Source organism: Morganella sp. Je.2.23 (assembly GCF_051129855.1).
GTDB lineage: Bacteria > Pseudomonadota > Gammaproteobacteria > Enterobacterales > Enterobacteriaceae > Morganella > Morganella sibonii.
Genome location: NZ_JBCPSQ010000007.1, coordinates 156,433 through 176,768 on the forward strand (window position 1 = coordinate 156,433; position 20,336 = coordinate 176,768).

16 protein-coding genes are annotated in these 20,336 nt (G+C 51.2%); 11 read left to right on the top strand and 5 right to left on the bottom strand.

What is annotated here, in order from left to right:
• Positions 1-42: 42 nt before the first annotated feature.
• Positions 43-360 (bottom strand): met regulon transcriptional regulator MetJ, encoded by a 318-nt coding sequence (gene metJ / locus AAZR23_RS18280; RefSeq protein ID WP_004236602.1) that lies wholly within the window; start codon positions 358-360, stop codon positions 43-45.
• A gap of 182 nt (positions 361-542) precedes the next feature.
• Between metJ and metB the strand changes: the two genes are divergently transcribed.
• The 6 genes from metB to AAZR23_RS18310 all read left to right on the top strand — a co-directional run bounded on the left by metB (position 543) and on the right by AAZR23_RS18310 (position 9,600).
• Positions 543-1,703: a cystathionine gamma-synthase gene (gene metB, locus AAZR23_RS18285; protein WP_218427026.1), complete on the top strand. Its 1,161-nt coding sequence runs from the start codon at positions 543-545 to the stop codon at positions 1,701-1,703.
• 8 nt (positions 1,704-1,711) lie between these two features.
• On the top strand, positions 1,712-4,150 hold the full coding sequence (locus AAZR23_RS18290; protein WP_046892913.1) for a bifunctional aspartate kinase/homoserine dehydrogenase II: 2,439 nt from the start codon (positions 1,712-1,714) through the stop codon (positions 4,148-4,150).
• Positions 4,151-4,861: 711 nt separating this feature from the next.
• Entirely contained in the window at positions 4,862-7,495 is a 2,634-nt protein-coding gene (gene ppc / locus AAZR23_RS18295; protein WP_218427024.1) for a phosphoenolpyruvate carboxylase, read from the top strand.
• A 148-nt stretch (positions 7,496-7,643) separates the two neighbouring features.
• Positions 7,644-7,979: a carboxymuconolactone decarboxylase family protein gene (locus AAZR23_RS18300; RefSeq protein ID WP_004240785.1), complete on the top strand. Its 336-nt coding sequence runs from the start codon at positions 7,644-7,646 to the stop codon at positions 7,977-7,979.
• A gap of 143 nt (positions 7,980-8,122) precedes the next feature.
• Entirely contained in the window at positions 8,123-8,770 is a 648-nt protein-coding gene (locus AAZR23_RS18305) for a hypothetical protein (protein WP_434694245.1), read from the top strand.
• Positions 8,771-8,964: 194 nt separating this feature from the next.
• On the top strand, positions 8,965-9,600 hold the full coding sequence (locus tag AAZR23_RS18310) for a hypothetical protein (protein ID WP_434694246.1): 636 nt from the start codon (positions 8,965-8,967) through the stop codon (positions 9,598-9,600).
• Positions 9,601-9,683: 83 nt separating this feature from the next.
• On the opposite strand, the gene AAZR23_RS18315 is transcribed toward AAZR23_RS18310, so the two are convergent.
• The 3 genes from AAZR23_RS18315 to argE form a co-directional block, all read right to left on the bottom strand.
• Positions 9,684-11,549, bottom strand: coding sequence for an autotransporter outer membrane beta-barrel domain-containing protein (locus AAZR23_RS18315; protein ID WP_434694247.1), 1,866 nt, complete (start codon positions 11,547-11,549; stop codon positions 9,684-9,686).
• A gap of 275 nt (positions 11,550-11,824) precedes the next feature.
• A complete protein-coding gene (gene metF, locus AAZR23_RS18320) occupies positions 11,825-12,724 on the bottom strand; it encodes a methylenetetrahydrofolate reductase (RefSeq protein WP_046892917.1) in 900 nt (299 codons plus the stop codon).
• Between the two features lie 273 nt (positions 12,725-12,997).
• Positions 12,998-14,158 (bottom strand): acetylornithine deacetylase, encoded by a 1,161-nt coding sequence (argE, locus tag AAZR23_RS18325; protein ID WP_046892918.1) that lies wholly within the window; start codon positions 14,156-14,158, stop codon positions 12,998-13,000.
• A 97-nt stretch (positions 14,159-14,255) separates the two neighbouring features.
• Here argE and argC point away from each other — a divergent pair, with 97 nt between their 5' ends.
• The 4 genes from argC to argH all read left to right on the top strand — a co-directional run bounded on the left by argC (position 14,256) and on the right by argH (position 18,836).
• A complete protein-coding gene (argC, locus tag AAZR23_RS18330; RefSeq protein WP_434694249.1) occupies positions 14,256-15,266 on the top strand; it encodes an N-acetyl-gamma-glutamyl-phosphate reductase in 1,011 nt (336 codons plus the stop codon).
• A 42-nt stretch (positions 15,267-15,308) separates the two neighbouring features.
• Positions 15,309-16,082 carry an acetylglutamate kinase gene (gene argB / locus AAZR23_RS18335; RefSeq protein ID WP_054424943.1) on the top strand — a complete coding sequence of 258 codons (774 nt, stop codon included), beginning with the start codon at positions 15,309-15,311 and terminating at the stop codon, positions 16,080-16,082.
• 69 nt (positions 16,083-16,151) lie between these two features.
• Positions 16,152-17,375 (top strand): argininosuccinate synthase, encoded by a 1,224-nt coding sequence (locus tag AAZR23_RS18340; protein WP_046892921.1) that lies wholly within the window; start codon positions 16,152-16,154, stop codon positions 17,373-17,375.
• A gap of 81 nt (positions 17,376-17,456) precedes the next feature.
• A complete protein-coding gene (gene argH / locus AAZR23_RS18345; protein ID WP_434694251.1) occupies positions 17,457-18,836 on the top strand; it encodes an argininosuccinate lyase in 1,380 nt (459 codons plus the stop codon).
• A 79-nt stretch (positions 18,837-18,915) separates the two neighbouring features.
• Here the strand turns inward: argH and AAZR23_RS18350 are convergent, their stop codons facing one another.
• Positions 18,916-19,137, bottom strand: coding sequence for a helix-turn-helix domain-containing protein (locus AAZR23_RS18350; RefSeq protein ID WP_046892923.1), 222 nt, complete (start codon positions 19,135-19,137; stop codon positions 18,916-18,918).
• A 198-nt stretch (positions 19,138-19,335) separates the two neighbouring features.
• On the opposite strand from AAZR23_RS18350, the gene AAZR23_RS18355 reads away from it, so the two are divergent.
• Entirely contained in the window at positions 19,336-20,112 is a 777-nt protein-coding gene (locus AAZR23_RS18355; RefSeq protein WP_405469608.1) for a helix-turn-helix transcriptional regulator, read from the top strand.
• The last annotated feature ends 224 nt before the right edge of the window (positions 20,113-20,336 follow it).

The window sequence follows — 20,336 nt, forward strand, 5'->3', positions numbered from 1 at the left end:
TCTGTTTCCGGGGGGATAAGTCGTATAACACGCGGATAAAACTCAATATTCCCACGTATCCGGGTCGACCCCATGCTGGCGCATAATTTCTTTCGCCACTTCCGGGATTTCATCGCTGCGTTCTTTGCGCAGGTCATCATCATCGGGCAGTGGCTGTCCGGTAAAAGCATGCAGAAATGCTTCACATAACAGTTCGCTATTGGTGGCATGACGCAGGTTATTCACCTGGCGGCGTGTGCGCTCATCCGTTAAAATTTTAAGCACTTTCAACGGGATAGAAACTGTAATCTTCTTTACCTGCTCACTTTTTTTGCCATGCTCAGCATAAGGGCTGATATATTCGCCGTTCCATTCAGCCATGGATTACCTTGTTATCTTAGTCAGTTTGAGGAGGGTCGGGCGCAGAATTGTGCCAGACAGATATCGGTATTATCCCACTTGTATATATAACCGTAAAGCAGGATGGATGTCCAGACATATTGACGTCTAAATAAACCGCGGATATGCTGATAACTCGTTCGGTTACTGACAGGGAAAGAGGTATGGCACGCAAACCCGCGACAGCGGCAATTCATAACGGACTTAATGAAGAGAACCAATTCGGCTGTGTCATACCGCCGGTGTATCTCTCGTCGACTTACAATTTTCCGGCTTTCGGCAGCCCGCGTGAACATGACTATTCACGGCGCGGCAATCCCGGCCGGGATATCACCGGCCGCACACTGGCTGAGCTGGAAGGCGGTGCCGGGGCGGTGGTCACCAGCAGCGGGATGTCAGCACTGCATCTGCTGTTCACGGTATTTTTATCACCCGGGGATGTGATTGTGGCGCCGCATGACTGTTACGGCGGTACTTACCGGCTGCTCGACAGCTGTCAGCAGCGCGGCCACTTTATTGTCCGTTTTGCGGATATGAACGATGAGGCGTCACTCAGTGCCGCACTGGCAGAAAAGCCGAAACTGGTGCTGATTGAAACGCCGGGCAATCCGCTGCTGCGGATCACGGATATCGCGGCGGTCAGTGAAAAAGCACATCAGGCCGGGGCACTGGTGGCGGCAGATAACACATTTCTCAGTCCGGCATTACAGCAGCCGCTGGCGCTGGGCGCGGATTTTGTCATTCATTCCTGCACCAAATACCTGAACGGACATTCTGATGTGGTGGCCGGTGTGGTGATCGCCGCAGATGCGGAACACTGTGAAACGCTGGCGTGGTGGGCGAATAATATCGGTGTGACGCTGGGGGCGTTTGACAGCTATCTGCTGTTGCGCGGTATCCGCACCCTGATCCCGAGAATCACCTTACAGGAAAAAAATGCCCGCATCCTGGCGGATTATCTGGTGCGTCAGCCGCTGGTGAAGAAAGTGTATTATCCGGGACTGGAGACGCATCCCGGACATGAACTGGCCGCAAAGCAGCAGAAAGGATTCGGTGCAATGCTCAGTTTTGAAATTAATGGTGATGAAGCTGCAATTTCCCGCTTTTTATCTCACCTGTCTCTCTTTACACTAGCAGAGTCATTGGGCGGGGTGGAAACACTGATTTCCCATGCCGCGACGATGACACATGCGGGAATGCCGGAGCAGGCACGGCATGCAGCGGGAATTTCAGACAGCTTATTACGTATTTCTGCGGGGATTGAGGACAGCAGTGATTTGATTGCTGATCTGGATCGCGCATTTCAGTCAGTGACTAAGGGGTAAGGGTAATCATGAGTGCGTTGGCGATTGATGAATCAGTAAAAGGGCGTCAGTTACATAAATTCGGCGGCAGCAGCCTGGCAGATGCAAAATGTTATCTGCGGGTGGCGAATATTATGGCGAACTACAGTGAGCCGGATGACCTGATGGTTGTATCTGCCGCGGGCAGTACCACCAACCAGCTGATTAACTGGGTCAAACTGAGTCAGAGTGATCGTGCTGCCGCAGAACAGGCGCGGCAGACCCTGCAACGCTATCAGACAACCCTTATCAGTGACTTACTGCCGGAAGTTCAGGCTAATGTCCTGATCTTTCAGTTTAATGATGATATTCAGCGCCTGGCGAAATTGCTGGAAAATCCGCTGAATGATGTGATTTACGCGGAAGTGACCGGTCACGGGGAAATCTGGTCTGCCCGTCTGATGGCTCAGGTACTTCAGGAGCAGGGTATGGCCGCACAGTGGCTGGATGCCCGGACATTCCTGTGTGCGGAACGGGCGGCGCAGCCGGAAGTGGATACCGCGCGGTCGCAGCCGCTGCTGGCAGAACTGCTGGCGCTGCATCCGGGTAAACGTCTGGTGGTGACCGGGTTTATCTCCCGTAACGCTGCCGGGGAAACCGTGCTGCTCGGCCGTAACGGCAGTGACTATTCCGCCACCCAGGTCGGGGCACTGGCCGGAGTGAAAAAAGTCACCATCTGGAGCGATGTTGCCGGGGTGTACAGCTCCGACCCGCGCAAAGTCAAAGATGCCTGTCTGCTGCCGCTGCTGCGTCTGGATGAAGCCAGTGAACTGGCACGTCTCGCCGCACCGGTGCTGCATACCCGCACATTACAGCCGGTGTCCGTCAGTGATATCGATTTACAGCTGCGCTGCAGCTATCAGCCTGAACAGGGTTCGACAAAAATTGAGCGTGTGCTGGCATCCGGTACCGGGGCGAAAATCGTGACAAACCATGATGAGGTTTGCCTGATTGATATCCGCCTGCCGGCCGGGGATGACGCCAAAGCACGTTATAAAAGTATTGATCTGCTGCTTAAACGCAGCCAGATCCGCCCGCTGGCCGTTGGTCTGCATAATGATGACAATCTCATTCAGCTCAGTTATACCGCTGAAGTGGCGGACAGCGCTCTGCATGTGCTGGAAAGCGCCGGTCTGCCGGGCACTCTGACCCTGCGTGACGGCTTCTCGCTGGTGGCGCTGGTCGGGGCCGGGGTCTGTAAAAATTTGCTGCATTATCATCGTTTTTATCAGCAGCTCAAAGATCAGCCGGTGGAATTTATCTGGCAGGCGGAGGACGGCATCAGCCTCGTGGCGATTCTGCGTACCCGCCAGACCGGACATGTGATTCAGGGTCTGCACCAGAGCCTGTTCCGTGCGGAAAAACAAATCGGTCTGATGGTCTTCGGCAAAGGGAATATCGGCAGCCGCTGGCTGGAGCTGTTCGCGCGTGAGCAGAGCAATCTCTCTGCCCGCAGCGGGTTTGAATTTATCCTGGCCGGTGTGGCGGACAGCGAACGGGCACTGCTCAGCTATGACGGGCTTGATCCGAGCCGTGCACTGGCTTTCTTTAATGAAGAAGCGGAGCCGGTGGCAGATGAAGACACGCTGTATCTGTGGATGCGTAACCATCCGTTTGATGACCTGGTCATTATCGACCTGACCGCCAGCAAAGCACTGGCGGAAAGCTACGCCGATTTTGCCGCGTACGGTTTCCATGTTATCAGTGCCAACAAAATTGCCGGGGCGGCCAAAACCCGGGATTACCGTCAGATCCGCGATGCTTTCCGTAAAACCGGGCGTCACTGGCTGTACAATGCCACTGTCGGTGCCGGACTGCCGATCAACCATTGTGTGCGCGATCTGCATGAAAGCGGTGACAGCATCCTGGCGATCAGCGGGATCTTCTCCGGTACACTTTCCTGGCTGTTCCTGCAATTCGACGGTACCGTACCGTTCAGCGAGCTGGTGGAGCAGGCCTGGCAGCAGGGACTGACCGAGCCGGACCCGCGTATTGATTTGTCCGGCCAGGACGTAATGCGCAAGCTGATTATTCTTGCCCGCGAAGCCGGATATGAAATTGAGCCGGAAGATGTCCGTGTGGAATCCCTGGTGCCGGAAGCGGCACAGGAAGGCACCACCGATCACTTCTTTGAGAATGTCACGGCACTGAATGAACAGATGGCCTGCCGGCTGGAAGCCGCCCGCGAAATGGGCATGGTGCTGCGCTACGTGGCCCGCTTTGATGCTAACGGCAAGGCACGGGTCGGCGTGGAAGCGGTCCGGCCTGAACATCCGCTGGCGTCATTACAACCGGGTGATAACCTTTTTGCGGTGGAAAGCCGCTGGTACCGTGATAATCCGCTGGTGATCCGCGGGCCGGGTGCCGGACGGGATGTCACCGCCGGGGCGATCCTGTCAGATTTAAACCGTCTGGCACAGTTACTGTAATTCGTCGGATTGTGATAACTAACGGGGTTAAATAATCTTAAATATCCTGCAGGCAGAACAAAAGATGACTATAACGGGAATTATCTTATTACGTTAAAGATACAGGATTGATATAAATAACGCATGGTGATGTTTCATAACGGACATATAACCATTATGGATGATGGCTGTGACAGGATGTCATGGTAAGGATATGCACCGGATGTGCTTCTTCTGACAGGATGTCAGTCTGAGGACAGAAACAACCCCGGCGGGATGCAATTAACGGATTTAATTGCATCCCGTTACTATTTTCACTTCCCTGCTGTTTTCCCGCTGACATTAAACGTTTCTGCTGATTTTTTTCCCGCCGGACTGAGGATTTTTGCTCAGGCTGAATCGTTACTATTTTTGCCTTAATTCGCGATATCTGTCTGTAACGCTTGTTTTTCCATTTCATTATGCTGCCGGGACGGATTTTTACCCGATAATGCGGTGACAGCCGGTGTGCCGCATGATGTCTGTGCGGCAATTAAATCTGATAAAGTCCTTTCAAAGCGCGTTTTTTTTGATATGAATATAGGGCAGAGATAAATGCAAGGGAACGGCGTCACAAAATAAGAATTAATCCGTCGTATGAAATCACTAAGATGTACAGGACAGAGAACTGCCGGCTGAAAGTTCCTCACCGGCGGTCATAGGATTCTGCCGTCAATAAGGGTCAGGGGTCGTATGAATCAACAATATTCCGCAATGCGCAGTAACGTCAGTATGCTGGGAAAACTTCTCGGAGACACGATCAAAGAGGCCCAGGGTGAACATATTCTCGAAAAAGTAGAATCCATCCGTAAGTTATCCAAAGCATCACAGGCAGGGAATGAAATCCAGCGGCAGAAGCTGCTGATGACACTGCAAAATCTATCCAATGAAGAACTGCTGCCGGTTGCCCGTGCATTTAACCAGTTCCTGAATTTAACCAACGTGGCGGAGCAGTATCACAGCATTTCGCCGCATGGTGAGGCGGCCAGCAATCCGGTCGCTCTGGCGGCGCTGTTTGATCAGCTGAAAGCCAAAAACTTTACCAATGAAGAGATGCGCAAGGCCGTGGATGAGCTTTCCATTGAGCTGGTGCTGACCGCGCATCCGACAGAAATTGCCCGCCGTACGCTGATCCATAAACTGGTGGCGGTGAATACCTGCCTTGCACAGCTGGATCACGATGATCTGGCTGACTATGAGCATGATCGCATTATGCGCCGTCTGCGTCAGCTGGTGGCACAGGCCTGGCATACCGATGAAATCCGCAAAGACCGTCCGACACCGCTTGATGAAGCGAAGTGGGGCTTTGCTGTGGTGGAAAACAGTCTGTGGGAAGGTGTCCCGGCGTTTCTGCGCGAATTTAATGAGCAGCTTGAGGCGTCACTGGACTATAACCTGTCCGTGGAAGCCACGCCGATCCGCTTTACCTCCTGGATGGGCGGTGACCGCGATGGTAACCCGAATGTGACCGCAGATATCACCCGGCGCGTGCTGACTCTCAGCCGCTGGAAGGCCGCCGATCTGTTCTATAATGACATTCAGGTGCTGGTTTCCGAGCTTTCCATGAGTGAATGCACGCCGGAGCTGCGTGAGCGCGTGGGTGAGGATGCAGCCGAGCCGTATCGTGTGATCACCAAACAGCTGCGCGCCCGTCTGAAAAGCACACTGGACTATCTGGAGCGTTGTCTGGCCGGTGAACCGGCTATCAAACCGGACAACCTGCTGACGGATAACGAAGAGTTATGGGAGCCGCTGTATCTCTGCTACCGCTCGCTGGTTGAGTGCGGCATGAAGATTATTGCCAACGGCCAGCTGCTGGATACATTGCGCCGTATCCGCTGCTTTGGTCTGCAACTGGTGCGTATTGATGTGCGTCAGGAAAGCACCCGTCACACAGAAGCACTGTCTGAACTGACACAGTACCTCGGCCTCGGGAATTATGCTGACTGGCCGGAAGAGGAAAAGCAGGAGTTCCTGCTGCGTGAATTGCAGTCAAAACGCCCGCTGGTACCGCAGAACTGGCAGTGCAGTAATGAAACACGTGAAGTCTTTGATACCTGCCGGGTGATTGCCGAATCACCGGAAAATTCTGTCGCTTCCTATGTGATTTCGATGGCGAAAGTGCCGTCAGATGTTCTGGCGGTTAAACTGCTGCTGAAAGAATCCGGCAGCCCGGTCACACTGCCGGTCGCACCGCTGTTTGAAACTCTGGATGACCTCAATAATGCAGAGAGTGTCATCACCCGTCTGCTGAGCATCGACTGGTACCGTAACCTGATTAGTGATCGCCAGATGGTGATGATAGGTTACTCCGACTCCGCCAAAGATGCCGGGGTAATGGCGGCGTCCTGGGCACAGTACCGCGCCCAGGATGCACTGATTAAAGTCTGTGCCCGCGAAGGTGTGACACTGACTCTGTTCCACGGCCGCGGCGGCACCATCGGCCGCGGGGGCGCACCGGCACATGCCGCACTGCTCTCACAACCGCCGGGAAGCCTGAAAGGCGGCCTGCGTGTGACAGAGCAGGGTGAGATGATCCGCTTTAAATTTGGTCTGCCGCAGGTCACTATCAGCAGCCTGGCGATGTATGCCAGCGCCAGCCTGGAAGCGAATCTGCTGCCGCCGCCGGAGCCGAAACCGGAATGGGCCGCGGTGATGGATCGCCTGTCTGAAGTGTCCTGTGAAATGTATCGTGACTATGTCCGTGAACAGCCGGATTTTGTCCCGTATTTCCGCGCGGCCACCCCGGAGCAGGAACTGGGCAAATTACCACTGGGCTCCCGTCCGGCAAAACGCCGTCCGACCGGCGGCGTGGAAACACTCCGTGCGATCCCGTGGATTTTTGCCTGGTCACAAAACCGTCTGATGCTGCCGGCCTGGCTGGGTGCGGGCGCGGCACTGAAAACAGCCGTGGATGAAGGCAACCGGGCCATGCTGGAAGTGATGTATTACCAGTGGCCATTCTTCAGAACCCGTATCGGTATGCTGGAAATGGTGTTCGCCAAGGTTGATTTATGGCTGGCGGAATACTATGACCAGCGCCTGGTCGAGCCGCGTCTGTGGCCGCTGGGGGCAAAACTGCGCGAACAGTTATCAGAGGATATTAAGAGTGTCCTGATGATTTCCAAAGATGAGCAGTTAATGGCTGACCTGCCGTGGATTGCGGAATCTATCGCTTTGCGTAACGTGTATACCGATCCGCTCAACGTCTTACAGGCTGAACTGCTGCACCGCTCACGAGAATGTGATCAGTCTGACCCGCAGGTGGAACAGGCACTGATGGTGACTATCGCAGGTATTGCTGCCGGTATGCGTAACACCGGCTGATATTATCAGTACGTCTTTTTTACCCCGGATGGCCGCTTTTATCAGCGGCCATTTTTTTGACATTTTCCTGCCGGAAAAGGGTTGTATGTTATCTGATTTAATATTATATAATAATATATATTATTGATACCTATAATTGAGGTGACAAATGTCCTACTACAAAGATGTGATCAAAGATATCGCCGGCAACATGCAGGAATTACACAAAAATATTCCGGATGTGATGGGCGCGTTTATGACCATCATGCAAAGCAGCACGGCTGACGGCGTACTGGATAAAAAAACCAAAGAGCTGATTGCCGTGGCGATTGCCGTTGCCAACCGGTGTGACGGTTGTATTGGTTTTCACACTAAAACACTGGTTGAACTGGGGGTTACAGAACAGGAGTTATCTGAAGCACTGGGTATTGCTATCGGTATGGGCGGCGGGCCATCCGTGATGTATGCGGCGAATACGCTGAAGGCATTTAAAGAGTTCTCATAAAGATATCGTTCTTTTGATACGGGTTACAGGCGAAAGTGTGTAACCCGTATTTTTTACCGGGAGAAAATGGGGGTTTCTTAAAATACGGTAACCGGTTCATTCCTTACTATCTGTTTGTTTTTAATTCAATAAGGAAAGGAATCATGTCAGTAAGTGCAATCGCTCAGCAACCGGTTCGTGAGACACCGATTACAGGGGAAAGCCGGAATATTTTTCAGACGATAGCGGATAAGTTTGTCGCGCTTGTGAACAGCCGCAAGACATTCTCCACGGGATGCAGCACACAGCAAGATCATAATATACAAAAAGCGTGTGAAAGGCTGGCTGCTCTGACGCTGGTTGAACCGGAGCGCTATACAACAGATGCTATGGCGCGGGGTGCAGAAAAACTCGGTATGGCATTGCCGGATAGTAAGGTTTCTGTCGGCATTAAAGCGGATATCTCTGGTGCTGCGCCTATCGGTAAATTATCTGTCCTGAAAACAACAGAGTATTCCGCACAGGAATTGCATGACATGCTCAGCAAACATTTGGATCAACCCGGAGCTTCGCAGGAGATGCGTGGAAAAATACAGACGACACTGAATATGGTTAATATAGGTATCAGCAGTGATGACATCAAAGATAAAGCATACTCTGACATGGTTGAACGTGGAGTGAATAAACTGAAGAGTGTTATCAGCACCGATATACTGAAGGAACATCGCAGGAGTGAAATTGGCGGTGGTAAAGTATTAGATCATGACATCGTTAAAGAACTTGAAAAAATGAGCAATAGTTTATCTTCGTAATAAGAGAATTAAACAGGATACTGATATTCTGATACTTACTGATTAAGTACCGGAAAGGCCGGAACATATATAGTTTCGGTCTTTCCTTCATTGCTTCATATTTTTTCACTCTGAGAAAATGGCGCTTTTTTAAAATACGGCAACAGTTTCATTCCTTATTATTTATTTTTTTTTAATTAAATAGGGAAGAAATCATGCAATTAAAAGGAATAGTGCAGCAAATAATGGGTGAAAAATCTGTAAATCAGGTTACAGAGCAAGTCCGCGGTACTTTTCAAAAGGCAGAGGATGAGTTTGTCTCAGTTGTTAACAGTTGCAAGATATTCTCCACGGGATGCAGCACACAGAAAGATCATAATATTATGAAAGCGTGTGGTGCATTACTGGCGAAAACGCTGGTGAAACAGGAATACTATACAGAGGGATTCACCGGTAGCTGCGTAAAAAAACTGGGTATGACGTTGCCTGATAAGATTTTAGCCAGAAGTAAAACGGGTGTACCCGGCAGTGCGTCTATTAGCAGATTATCTGTGCTGAAAGCATCAGAGTGCTCCGCACAGGAACTGTATGATATGTTGAGCAAACAACTGAAGAAACCGGACACTGCACCAGAGATGCAGAAAAAAATACGGGCGGTACTGGGGATGGCAGAAAATTACTCAGGCAGTATATATATCAGGGAAACAGAGGTCGTTAAGCGCTATGTGGATGAAATAAAAAAAGGCGTTATTTCTGACATATTGGTGGCACATGATATTAATCATATTGAACACAACCCTGTATTAGATGCATATGATGTTGCCACGTTAGAGTCGATGCAAAATAGTTGATGAAATAAGCACTGACCTATACTTTTTTACTGTCTTAAAGCGCCCGGTGAAATCACCCGGGCGTTTTATTGAGTGCGGTGTTATCAGAAACGCACCCGGAACCCGAGATCAGCACTCACCGGTGTTTCACTCTTATTACCGTTCAGATAATTAATTTCTGTATAGAATGCGGCCTGCGGAGTGATCTGTGCATCCAGTCCCAGACCGTATTTACCGGTGCTGCCGGAGAAATCGTTGCTGAAGGTATTGGCGCGGTTGATGGTCACATCATTCTCTTTGGTGAATTCATGAACCACTGCCAGGCGGACATACGGTTTCAGTACCGCACTGCTGACATCAAAGGATGTGGAAGCCAGAGCCCCGGCTTCACCCTGAAAACTGTCCGCACTGTGAATATCAGCACGCATACCGTTACTCAGTTCATAATCCGCGCTGCCGATCCGGGCATATTGCAGTCTGCCGTATGGCTGTACGGTCAGGGCAGGCAGGATTTCATAGTTAAATCCGCTTTCGATAGTGGCAGTAAAGGCATTCTGATGATAATCGCCACGGGCGGCACTACTGTTTTTCATCCGGCCGTTATTGCTGTTATCCAGACGGTTGCCTTTGAGCATAGTATCTGCGTAGAAACCGCTGTCGTGCAGATATGTGGCATAAAGACCACCGTGCCAGCTTTCAACCGTACCGTTGCCGTAATCAGAGGTGCTGACTTTACTGCGGCTGAAGCCGGTGAACACACCAACCAGTACGGTGGCATCATTCAGGCGGAGTGGTTTATCCACACCGATCTGCATGCCGTCGAGTTTATTTTTAAACGCAGTATCGTTTTTGTCATTCAGGCGGGTATTGTCATGCAGATAACGGGTCCATAATCCGTAGCTGTGCTGCGGGTTACTGTAGTAATTCCCCAGACGCTGCTGCAGGGAAACGGATTCAGTCTGTAATACCTGACGCGGCGCTGCCGCCATTGCCATCACATTTTTGGCGCTGTAACTCAGGACGGGTTTGGTGCCGCCGTTATTGCCGCCGGTATTACCGTTATTACCGTTGTCGGTATCTTTATCGCCTTTGAGCTTGCCCTGTAAGTACCACTCTGTGCTTTCGCCGGATTGGGTTTTCTTCAGGGAATACTGATAAGCACCGATTTCAGCAGTCTCATCTTTATTCAGCTGACGGAACGCGGCATCACCGCTGTTAACGGACACAACCGTGTGGCGGGTGGCGCTTTTCGGCTCTTTGCCGGAGTCCGCAAATTCAATACCGAAATTACCGGTGGCTTTATTGCTGACAGTAATATGATCGCCCCAGCCGTCCGCCATCTGGGTGGAGATATAAAAATCCCCCTGTCCGGTTAATGTACCGATCTTCAGGTGATTTTGCTGAGCCGCCGGAGAATAAGCTTCCAGGGCAACCATGCCGCCCTTCATATTCAGGGTATTAATGGTGGTGACCAAATCCGCACCTAATTTATCCGGCATCGGGGCAAAATCGTCGACATCCGCACCGCCGGTCCAGGCCGGGCCGATTTCCAGTAATCCGGCATTATCAACGGTTTCAAATATCACATTTCCCGGTACGGCAGGGTTGTTTGTTGTGACATCAATGGCAAATTCATTGGTATTGCCGGCAAAAGCTTCCGCACCTTTTTCAATCACCAGTGTGCCTGTTGAGCGGGTATCTTCGCTGAAACTGACATCACCACCGGATTTGATCACTGCGCCGTTCAGGACACTGGTTGCATTCAGTGAAAGCTGCCCGCCGTTTTCAATGATGAAATCTGTTCCGGTCACGTTGCGGCTTAAATGGAAATGCAGGCCGTCCGGAACAACAATACCGGTGCTGTCTTGGGTGATGATTTTATTCCTGTCTTCATTGGCGTCCGCCAGTGCCCCGGCAGAATAGCCCGCAATTATGGCTTCAATTAAACAAACTAATACTAATTTTTTCATGTGGTTCTGACCTGCTGATACCCGTGACGATTCTGTCACGCTGAGAGAGTGTGAAATATAAAAACTTTCTTATGAATTGACCGGGTATTTTCAGCTGTTCAGACAGACAGGAGAATGCGGATTTTTACGTAAAAAGCAGCAATAAAAGATAAAAAGTAATATATGTTATGGCAGGTGCATTGTGCGGTTGTTTCAGGTGCGGGGATGAAAAAAACAGGAGTAATGCAAAATAATTTAACGATACCACTGATTACTCAATGATATCGTTATCTTTTCTATGCCACACAGGCCGCCGGGCGGACACCCAGGGTGTGGCAGATAGCGTAAGTCAGTTCCGCGCGGTTCAGGGTATAAAAATGGAAGTCTTTCACACCCTCACGGCTGAGCAGTTTCACCATCTCCATCGCCACGGAAGCACCGACCAGTTTGCGGGACTCCGGGTCATCATCCAGTCCCTCAAACATGGTACCGAGCCAGCCCGGGATGCGGACATTGGTCATACCGGCGAAGCGCTGTAACTGTTTAAAGTTAGAGACCGGCAGAATGCCCGGTACAATCTCCACATCAATCCCTGCTGCTGCACAGCGGTCACGGAAGCGCAGATAGGTGCTGACATCAAAGAAAAACTGCGTGATAGCGCGATCTGCACCGGCATCAATTTTCTTTTTCAGACTAATCAGATCCGCCTGCGCACTGCGGGCTTCCGGGTGCACTTCCGGATAAGCGGCGACGGAAATATCAAAATCGGCGACTGATTTTAACAAACCGACCAGGTCAGCGGCATACATATCCGGTTTGCTGCTGCTGTCAGGCAGATCACCGCGCAGTGCCACAATATGGCGGATACCGTTATCCCAGTAATCTTTGGCGATGGTTTTCAGCTCATCGCGGGTGGCATCAATACAGGTGAGATGCGGAACCGCAATCAGTCCGGTTTTCTCTTTGATATTTTTAATCACCGAATGCGTGCGATCCCGTTCACCGGAGTTCGCCCCGTAAGTGACGGAGACAAATTTTGGTTTCAGTACACTGAGGCGTTCGATGGACTGCCACAGGGTCTTTTCCATTTCCGGTGTGCCCGGCGGAAAGAATTCAAAGGATACGGCCACACGACCGGCCAGTTCTGCCAGGTTCTGATTCAGTGCTTCGTGCTGGTCTATATGTAAAAAACTCATCGCTGCCCCCCGCAGTCGTCCGTGGCGCAAATACCCTTATTCATTCAAACTGCAGGTTCGTTGGCTGCATCCTGAATGACGTTGGGTATATATCCCGGCACGTCATTGTTTAAGTGTCTATACGTTTAGACGTCTGGATGTAGATTACGGGATGAGTTGGTTAAACGTCAACCACTAATTGTCACAGTGCGGGTGAGGTTTTCTCACGCACTGTATGAAAGTTCGTCATGATGAGGGAAAAGCAGCGGACAGGCAGGCTGTCCGCTGAGAAGGTTATGCCGGGTCTTTACAGCAGAAATGGGTAACAAGCTGGGTCAGCAGCTCGCGGGTCGGCTCAATAAAGCGGGTTTCGAGAAACTCATCCGGCTGATGCGCCTGTTCAATTGAACCGGGGCCGAGTACCAGCGTCGGGCACAGATCCTGAATAAACGGCGCTTCCGTACAGTAATTCACGGTCTGTGCTTTTTCACCGAGCAGATTTTCAATCACACCGACCATTTTGTGGTCGGTCGGGCAGGCGTAACCCGGAATCGGCGCGTGCAGTGCCTCAATGGCCAGACGCCCCGGCCAGCGTTGTTTCACCGGTTCCAGCGTTGCATTGAGCATATCATCGATATCACTGAGGGTCATTCCGGGCAGCGGGCGGATATCCATATGTAATTCACAGCAGCCGCAGATACGGTTTGCTGCATCACCACCGTGAATATGACCGAAATTCATGGTCGGATACGGAATGACAAACGCCGGATTATTGAATTTTTCCTTCAGCTCATTACGCAGTGACATCAGGTGAGTGATCGACTCATTCATCAGCTCAATCGCATTCACGCCGCGCTCCGGATCACTGGAGTGACCGGACTGGCCGGTGATACGGATAGCATTGGAGAGATGACCTTTGTGCGCCCGCACCGGTTGTAACGACGTGGGTTCACCGATAATGGCAAAAGACGGGCGGATAGCAGCATTGGCGGCAAAATAGCGCGCTCCGGCCATGGTGGTTTCTTCATCCGCCGTGGCGAGGATATAGAGCGGGTGCTGCAAATCTTTCACGCTGATATCGCGCAGCGCATCGAGGATAAAGGCGAAGAAACCTTTCATATCCGCCGTTCCCAGCCCGTACAGCTTGTTGTTCTGCTCGGTCAGTGTGAAAGGATCTTTGCTCCAGCGTCCTTCATCAAACGGTACGGTATCGGTGTGGCCGCACAGCAGCAGACCGCCGTCACCGTCGCCGAGACTGGCAAGCAGATTGAATTTGCCGCGTGTTTCCGGAACGGGTTGTACTTCGACATCAAATCCCAGGGTTTCAAACCAGGTCGCCAGCAGATTGATCACAGTTTCATTGCTCTGATCCGATTCCGCTTCCGTGGAACTGATGGAGGGTGCCGCGATGAGCTGACGATAAATCTCAATAAATGCAGGTAATTTAATATTCACTGTTGACAGCCTTTAGTCATAATAGTATCAATATTCATGCAGTTTATATGAATAAAAATACACTGTTTGTGTTTCAGGTACAAGGTGAAGATAACTTATGTTGAAAACGCTGATTATCGGTGCCAGCGGATATACCGGAGCGGAACTCGCGGCTTATATCCAACGCCACCCGCAGACGGAGCTGACCGGCCTGATGGTATCCGCCAACAGTGCGGATGCCGGAAAATATTTTTCGGATCTGCATCCGCAGTTCAGAGGTCTGGTGGATTTACCGCTGGAGCCGCTGACCGACCCGGCTGCCGTTGCACAAAATACGGATGTGGTATTCCTGGCCACCGCTCATGAAGTCAGTCATGACCTTGTGCCGGTTTTCCTTGCGGCAGGTTGCACGGTATTTGATCTTTCAGGTGCTTACCGTGTTCAGCAGGATAATTTTTACCCACAATACTACGGATTTGAACACAAACATACCGCCTTATTGGCACAGGCGGTGTACGGGCTGGCGGAATGGCAGCATGACAAAATCCGCACCGCGCAGCTGATTGCGGTGCCGGGCTGTTATCCGACGGTCTCCCAGCTGGCACTGAAACCGCTGCTGGATAATGACTTACTGGATCTGACCCAATGGCCGGTTATCAATGCCACCAGCGGCGTGAGCGGCGCCGGGCGTAAAGCCGCACTGAATAACAGTTTTTGTGAGGTGAGTCTGCAGCCCTACGGGCTGTTTACTCACCGGCACCAGCCGGAAATTTCTGCACATCTCGGCACACCGGTGATCTTTACCCCGCATCTCGGCAATTTTAAGCGCGGAATTCTGGCAACTATCACCTGCAAACTGAAAAGCGGTGTGACCGCAGAACAGGTCAGCGCGGTTTATCACAAAGCCTATGACGACAAGCCGCTGGTAAGAGTCTACGACAGCGGCGTACCGGCACTGAAAGCGGTCACCGGCCAGCCGTTCTGCGACCTGGGCTTTGCCGTGCAGGGAGAGCATCTGATTGTCGTTGGTGCAGAGGATAACCTGCTCAAAGGCGCTGCGGCTCAGGCGGTTCAGTGCATGAATATTCGTTTTGGCTTTAATGAAACGCTGTCACTGCTGCCACAGTAAGCAGACAGCACGACTTACTCTTTTATCTGACGGAAAACGGAAATGGAACCATTAGTCATCAAATTAGGCGGTGTGTTACTGGACAGCGAAGAAGCGCTGGGGCGTCTGTTCACCGCACTGGCCGCATACCGGGCGTCGAATGATCGCCGCATTGTCATCGTTCACGGCGGCGGCTGCGTGGTGGATGAACTGATGGCGAAATTACAGTTACCGGTAGTGAAAAAACAGGGACTGCGGGTCACCCCGGCGGATCAGATCGACATTATCACCGGGGCGCTGGCGGGTAGTGCCAACAAAACACTGCTGGCGTGGGCGACCCGTTATCAGCTTAACGGCACCGGTTTGTGTCTCGGCGATGGCCAGAGTGTGAAAGTCACACCATTAAACGACGAACTGGGCCATGTCGGCAAAGCGGCACCGGGCAATCCGGTACTGCTGAACCTGTTACTGAGCAACGGTTTTCTGCCGGTCGTCAGTTCCATCGGTATCACGGAAGACGGGCTGCTGATGAACGTGAATGCTGACCAGGCGGCCACCGCCATTGCGGAAACGCTGGGCGCGGATCTGGTACTGCTGTCGGATGTCAGCGGTATCCTGGACGGCAAAGGGCAGAAAATTAAGGCACTCGATGGCGTACATGCACAGAAACTGATCGACGACGGCATTATCACCGACGGCATGATTGTGAAAGTGAATGCGGCGCTGGAAGCGGCAGCCACATTGGGGCGTCCGGTGGATATCGCCTCCTGGCGTCACGCGGATCAGCTGCATTTATTATTTGATGGCGAAGCCATCGGCACGCGGATTTCCGCGTAATCCGGATTATCAGCACATTGGCAGAATCACTCCGCTGCGGCGGATAACATTTACTGAAAGGACAGGGTTATGACAGAGGCAAAAAAGACAGGCATTAAAAAAATCGTACTGGCTTACTCCGGCGGTCTGGATACATCGGCCATTATTCCGTGGCTGAAAGAGCATTATGATAACTGTGAAGTGGTGGCATTTGTTGCCAATATCGGTCAGAGCGCGGAAGATCTCGACGGTGTCGAGCAGAAAGCGCTGAACTCCGGGGCATCTTCCTGCTATGTCGTCGATCTGCGCGAAGAATTTATCAAAGACTTTGTCTATCCGGTGCTGAAAAGCGGCGCACTGTATGAAGGTAAATATCTGCTGGGCACCTCCATGGCGCGGCCGATTATCGCCAAAGCACAGGTTGAGCTGGCACTGAAAGTCGGTGCGGATGCCCTGGCACACGGTGCGACCGGCAAAGGCAATGACCAGGTACGTTTTGAGGGAACCTACACCGCCCTGGCACCGCAACTGAAAGTGATTGCACCGTGGCGCGAGTGGGATCTGCGTTCCCGTGAGGCGCTGCTGGATTACCTGAAAGTCCGTAATATTCCGACCACCGCATCTCTGGAAAAAATCTACAGCCGTGATGAAAACGCATGGCATATCTCCACCGAAGGTGGCGTGCTGGAAAGCCCGTGGAATCAGTCCAATGCGGATTGCTGGGTATGGACTGCTGATCCGCAGGAAGCGCCGGATCAGCCGGAACTGGTCACTGTCACCATTAAGGCCGGTGAAGTCACCGGGGTGAACGGCAAAGCGCTGTCCCCGTATAACTGCCTGAATGCCCTGAATGAACTGGGCGCGAAACACGGCATCGGCCGGATCGATATTGTGGAAAACCGGCTGGTGGGGATGAAATCCCGCGGCTGTTATGAAACCCCGGGGGGCACCATCATGATGGCGGCACTGCGCGGACTGGAAGAGATCATTCTCGATCGCGACAGCTTCAAATGGCGTCAGCAGATCGGACTCGAAATGTCCTATGTGGTGTATGACGGCCGCTGGTTTGCCCCGCTGCGTAAATCTATTCAGGCAGCAGCAGATTCTCTGGCGGAAGAGGTCAGCGGCGAAGTGGTGCTGAAACTCTATAAAGGGCAGGTTACGGCGATTCAGAAACAGTCTGCCAACAGCCTTTACTCTGAAGAATTCGCCACATTCGGTGAAGATGACGTGTATGACCACAGCCATGCGGGCGGCTTTATCCGTCTGTATTCACTCTCCTCGCGGATCCGTGCGCTGAAAGCACAGAAATAACCGGCGGGAGACAGGGAGATTATGCACAGGGACGTGCATCAGACTGATTTATCATTAAAAACAGAAAGAAAGGGAAAAAGTATGGCACTGTGGGGCGGACGCTTCAGTCAGGAAGCAGATCAACGGTTCAAACAATTCAACGACTCGCTGAGATTCGATTATCGTCTGGCGGAGCAGGATATCACCGGCTCTGTGGCCTGGTCGAAAGCACTGGTGACTGTCAATGTGCTGACCGCACAGGAGCAGGCGGCACTGGAGCAGGCACTGAATGAGCTGCTGGCGGAAGTACAGGCCGACCCGCGGGCTATTTTGCGCAGTGATGCGGAAGATATTCACAGTTGGGTGGAAGGCAAACTTATCGCTAAAGTCGGCGATCTGGGGAAAAAACTCCACACCGGGCGCAGCCGTAACGACCAGGTGGCCACGGATTTAAAACTGTGGTGCAAAGAGGCGGTCAGCCAGATCCTCGCGGCATTGCAGGAATTACAGCAGGCACTGGTGCTGACAGCAGAACAGAATCAGGATGCGGTGATGCCGGGCTACACCCACTTACAGCGGGCGCAGCCGGTGACCTTTGCCCACTGGTGTCTGGTATACAGTGAAATGCTGGCGCGGGATGAAAGCCGTGTTCGTGATGCGCTGGCGCGCTTTGATTACAGCCCGCTCGGTTCGGGCGCACTGGCCGGAACCGCGTATGCTATCGACCGGGAACAGCTGGCCGGCTGGCTGGGATTCGCGGGTGTGACCCGTAACAGCCTCGACAGTGTGTCTGACCGTGATCATGTACTGGAACTGCTCAGCGATGCGGCGATCAGCATGGTGCATCTCTCCCGTTTTGCTGAAGACATGATTTTCTTCAACAGCGGTGAAGCTGCGTTTATTGAATTATCTGACCGCGTCACTTCCGGCTCCTCCCTGATGCCGCAGAAAAAGAACCCGGATGCCCTTGAGCTTATCCGCGGTAAATGCGGACGGGTACAGGGCGCGCTGACCGGCATGATGATGACACTCAAAGGCCTGCCGCTCGCTTATAACAAAGATATGCAGGAAGACAAAGAAGGGCTGTTTGATGCTCTCGATACCTGGCTGGACTGCCTGCATATGGCAGCGCTGGTGCTGGAAGGTATTCAGGTAAAACGTCCGCGCTGTGAGGAAGCGGCCAAACAGGGCTATGCCAATGCGACAGAACTGGCGGATTACCTGGTGGCAAAAGGCGTTCCGTTCCGCGAGGCGCATCATATTGTCGGTGAAGTGGTGGTCGGTGCGATAGCAAAAGGTGTGGCACTGGAAGAAATGCCGCTGACAGAATTACAGGAATTCAGCCCGGTGATTGCACTGGATGTGTATGACATCCTGTCACTCCAGTCTTGTCTGGAAAAACGCTGCGCGAAAGGTGGTGTCTCACCGGAGCAGGTGGCCGCAGCTATCAGTGAAGCTAAAATCCGGCTGAAGTTAGTGTAATACTATGGATTAGTAATACCATGGATTGTCCCCGGATCACCTGCTGTTGCCCGTGATCCGGGGTTTTTATTTATTGTCATCAGTATATTTTTTGCATATAACGCGAAGGCCATATTTCAGCCGGTGATACATTCAGGAAATCCGCAATAATCTTTTCGCCTTTCGGCCAGCGCCGGGCAAGGGCATTATTCAGTGTTGCCGACCGCAATCCGGCATTACGCGAGAGTGCCGACAATGACGTTCCTCTTTTTTTGATGGCGGCAATAATATCCGCCGGATGCCAGTCTTGTGCTTTATTCATATTTATACCTTTATTAATTAATCTGACTAAATTTGGTGAGTATTTAATATCATGCTAATTAGTGATATTAATGCCGAAATTAAAGAGTAGATTAAATTATAAATTTTAAAATACGAGTAAATTGAGGGGTTGAAATTTCATTTCACTATGCTAAACATTAAAGTGATTTAACCAATACTTACTTGCACAGGGAATAATATGAATATTCAAAGTATCGCAATGGAAGAATTATGTAATCGTCTGACAAATGACTTTTCTCAGTATTTTGATTGGAATGATATGGGGATTAATTATTCCAGAGTTAACCTTTCGGATAAATCAGTCAATGTGTTATCCAGTGACTATGACTGGCTGCTGACATTCTGGGGGGATGATATGGATTTACGTATCGGAGAACGCCTGAGTGCAGGCATTCAGTATTGGAGTAACTACAGTGATGAGTACAAAACTGTTTTACAGAAAGGAAGAAACAGTACTTTTAAAGTAGATTTTTGTACAAAACATGGTGATTTATTCGAGATTGTGTCTATTAACTCAGGAAAGAAATTATCTGTCGCAGATATGATGGCTATTTATAAATGGAAACCCACTATTTCTGATTATGCAGATCGGCTCTGGCAAAAAAAAGAAGATTTAATTTTGCCATTACGGGCAGAGGTAAATAAATCAGTTAATGAAAGTGAATTAGTAAATAATGATTCCACTGATATTTTAGATATCCACCAGTATATGCGCTTCGGTAATATCCGTTTTACCCGTAAAGAAGTTCTGACTATCCGGTTATTATTATCTCATCGTAAAGTAAAAGAGATCAGTGCAGTGCAGGGATGTTCAGAAGCATCGGAGCATAAACGTATTCAGCGGATAAAAGAAAAACTGGGCTGCCCGCATGCATCGTCCGGCGGGGTATTTAATGCGCTGAAAGAAAACGGGATCACACTGGCGTGTCTGGATACGCTGGTAAGTCTGCCGTAAGTCATCTGTACAAATAACAACGCAACAGAGCGGGCTGCCGGGCAGCCCGTGAGATTGCAGACAAAGCAGGATAAAACGTGGTTTTTCCTGCTTTGTGTTATCAGCCGAAAATCAATAAATTGATTTTCCTGGTTTATTTTTACAACCACTGTCGGTCGTCGCCAACCCCTGCGGGTTTGTCAACGGCCTGACGGGCTGCCGGGCAGCCCGTCTTTATCAGGATC

What these genes read in the sequence shown, in the direction of transcription:
- AAZR23_RS18305 (WP_434694245.1), top strand. Translation starts at nt 8,123, where the DNA reads ATGTCAGTAAGTGCAATCGCTCAGCAACCGGTTCGTGAGACACCGATT.
- AAZR23_RS18355 (WP_405469608.1), top strand. Translation starts at nt 19,336, where the DNA reads ATGAATATTCAAAGTATCGCAATGGAAGAATTATGTAATCGTCTGACA.
- AAZR23_RS18350 (WP_046892923.1), bottom strand. Translation starts at nt 19,137, where the DNA reads ATGAATAAAGCACAAGACTGGCATCCGGCGGATATTATTGCCGCCATC.
- AAZR23_RS18310 (WP_434694246.1), top strand. Translation starts at nt 8,965, where the DNA reads ATGCAATTAAAAGGAATAGTGCAGCAAATAATGGGTGAAAAATCTGTA.
- metB (WP_218427026.1), top strand. Translation starts at nt 543, where the DNA reads ATGGCACGCAAACCCGCGACAGCGGCAATTCATAACGGACTTAATGAA.
- argH (WP_434694251.1), top strand. Translation starts at nt 17,457, where the DNA reads ATGGCACTGTGGGGCGGACGCTTCAGTCAGGAAGCAGATCAACGGTTC.
- AAZR23_RS18300 (WP_004240785.1), top strand. Translation starts at nt 7,644, where the DNA reads ATGTCCTACTACAAAGATGTGATCAAAGATATCGCCGGCAACATGCAG.
- AAZR23_RS18340 (WP_046892921.1), top strand. Translation starts at nt 16,152, where the DNA reads ATGACAGAGGCAAAAAAGACAGGCATTAAAAAAATCGTACTGGCTTAC.
- AAZR23_RS18315 (WP_434694247.1), bottom strand. Translation starts at nt 11,549, where the DNA reads ATGAAAAAATTAGTATTAGTTTGTTTAATTGAAGCCATAATTGCGGGC.
- argC (WP_434694249.1), top strand. Translation starts at nt 14,256, where the DNA reads ATGTTGAAAACGCTGATTATCGGTGCCAGCGGATATACCGGAGCGGAA.
- metJ (WP_004236602.1), bottom strand. Translation starts at nt 360, where the DNA reads ATGGCTGAATGGAACGGCGAATATATCAGCCCTTATGCTGAGCATGGC.
- argB (WP_054424943.1), top strand. Translation starts at nt 15,309, where the DNA reads ATGGAACCATTAGTCATCAAATTAGGCGGTGTGTTACTGGACAGCGAA.
- ppc (WP_218427024.1), top strand. Translation starts at nt 4,862, where the DNA reads ATGAATCAACAATATTCCGCAATGCGCAGTAACGTCAGTATGCTGGGA.
- metF (WP_046892917.1), bottom strand. Translation starts at nt 12,724, where the DNA reads ATGAGTTTTTTACATATAGACCAGCACGAAGCACTGAATCAGAACCTG.
- AAZR23_RS18290 (WP_046892913.1), top strand. Translation starts at nt 1,712, where the DNA reads ATGAGTGCGTTGGCGATTGATGAATCAGTAAAAGGGCGTCAGTTACAT.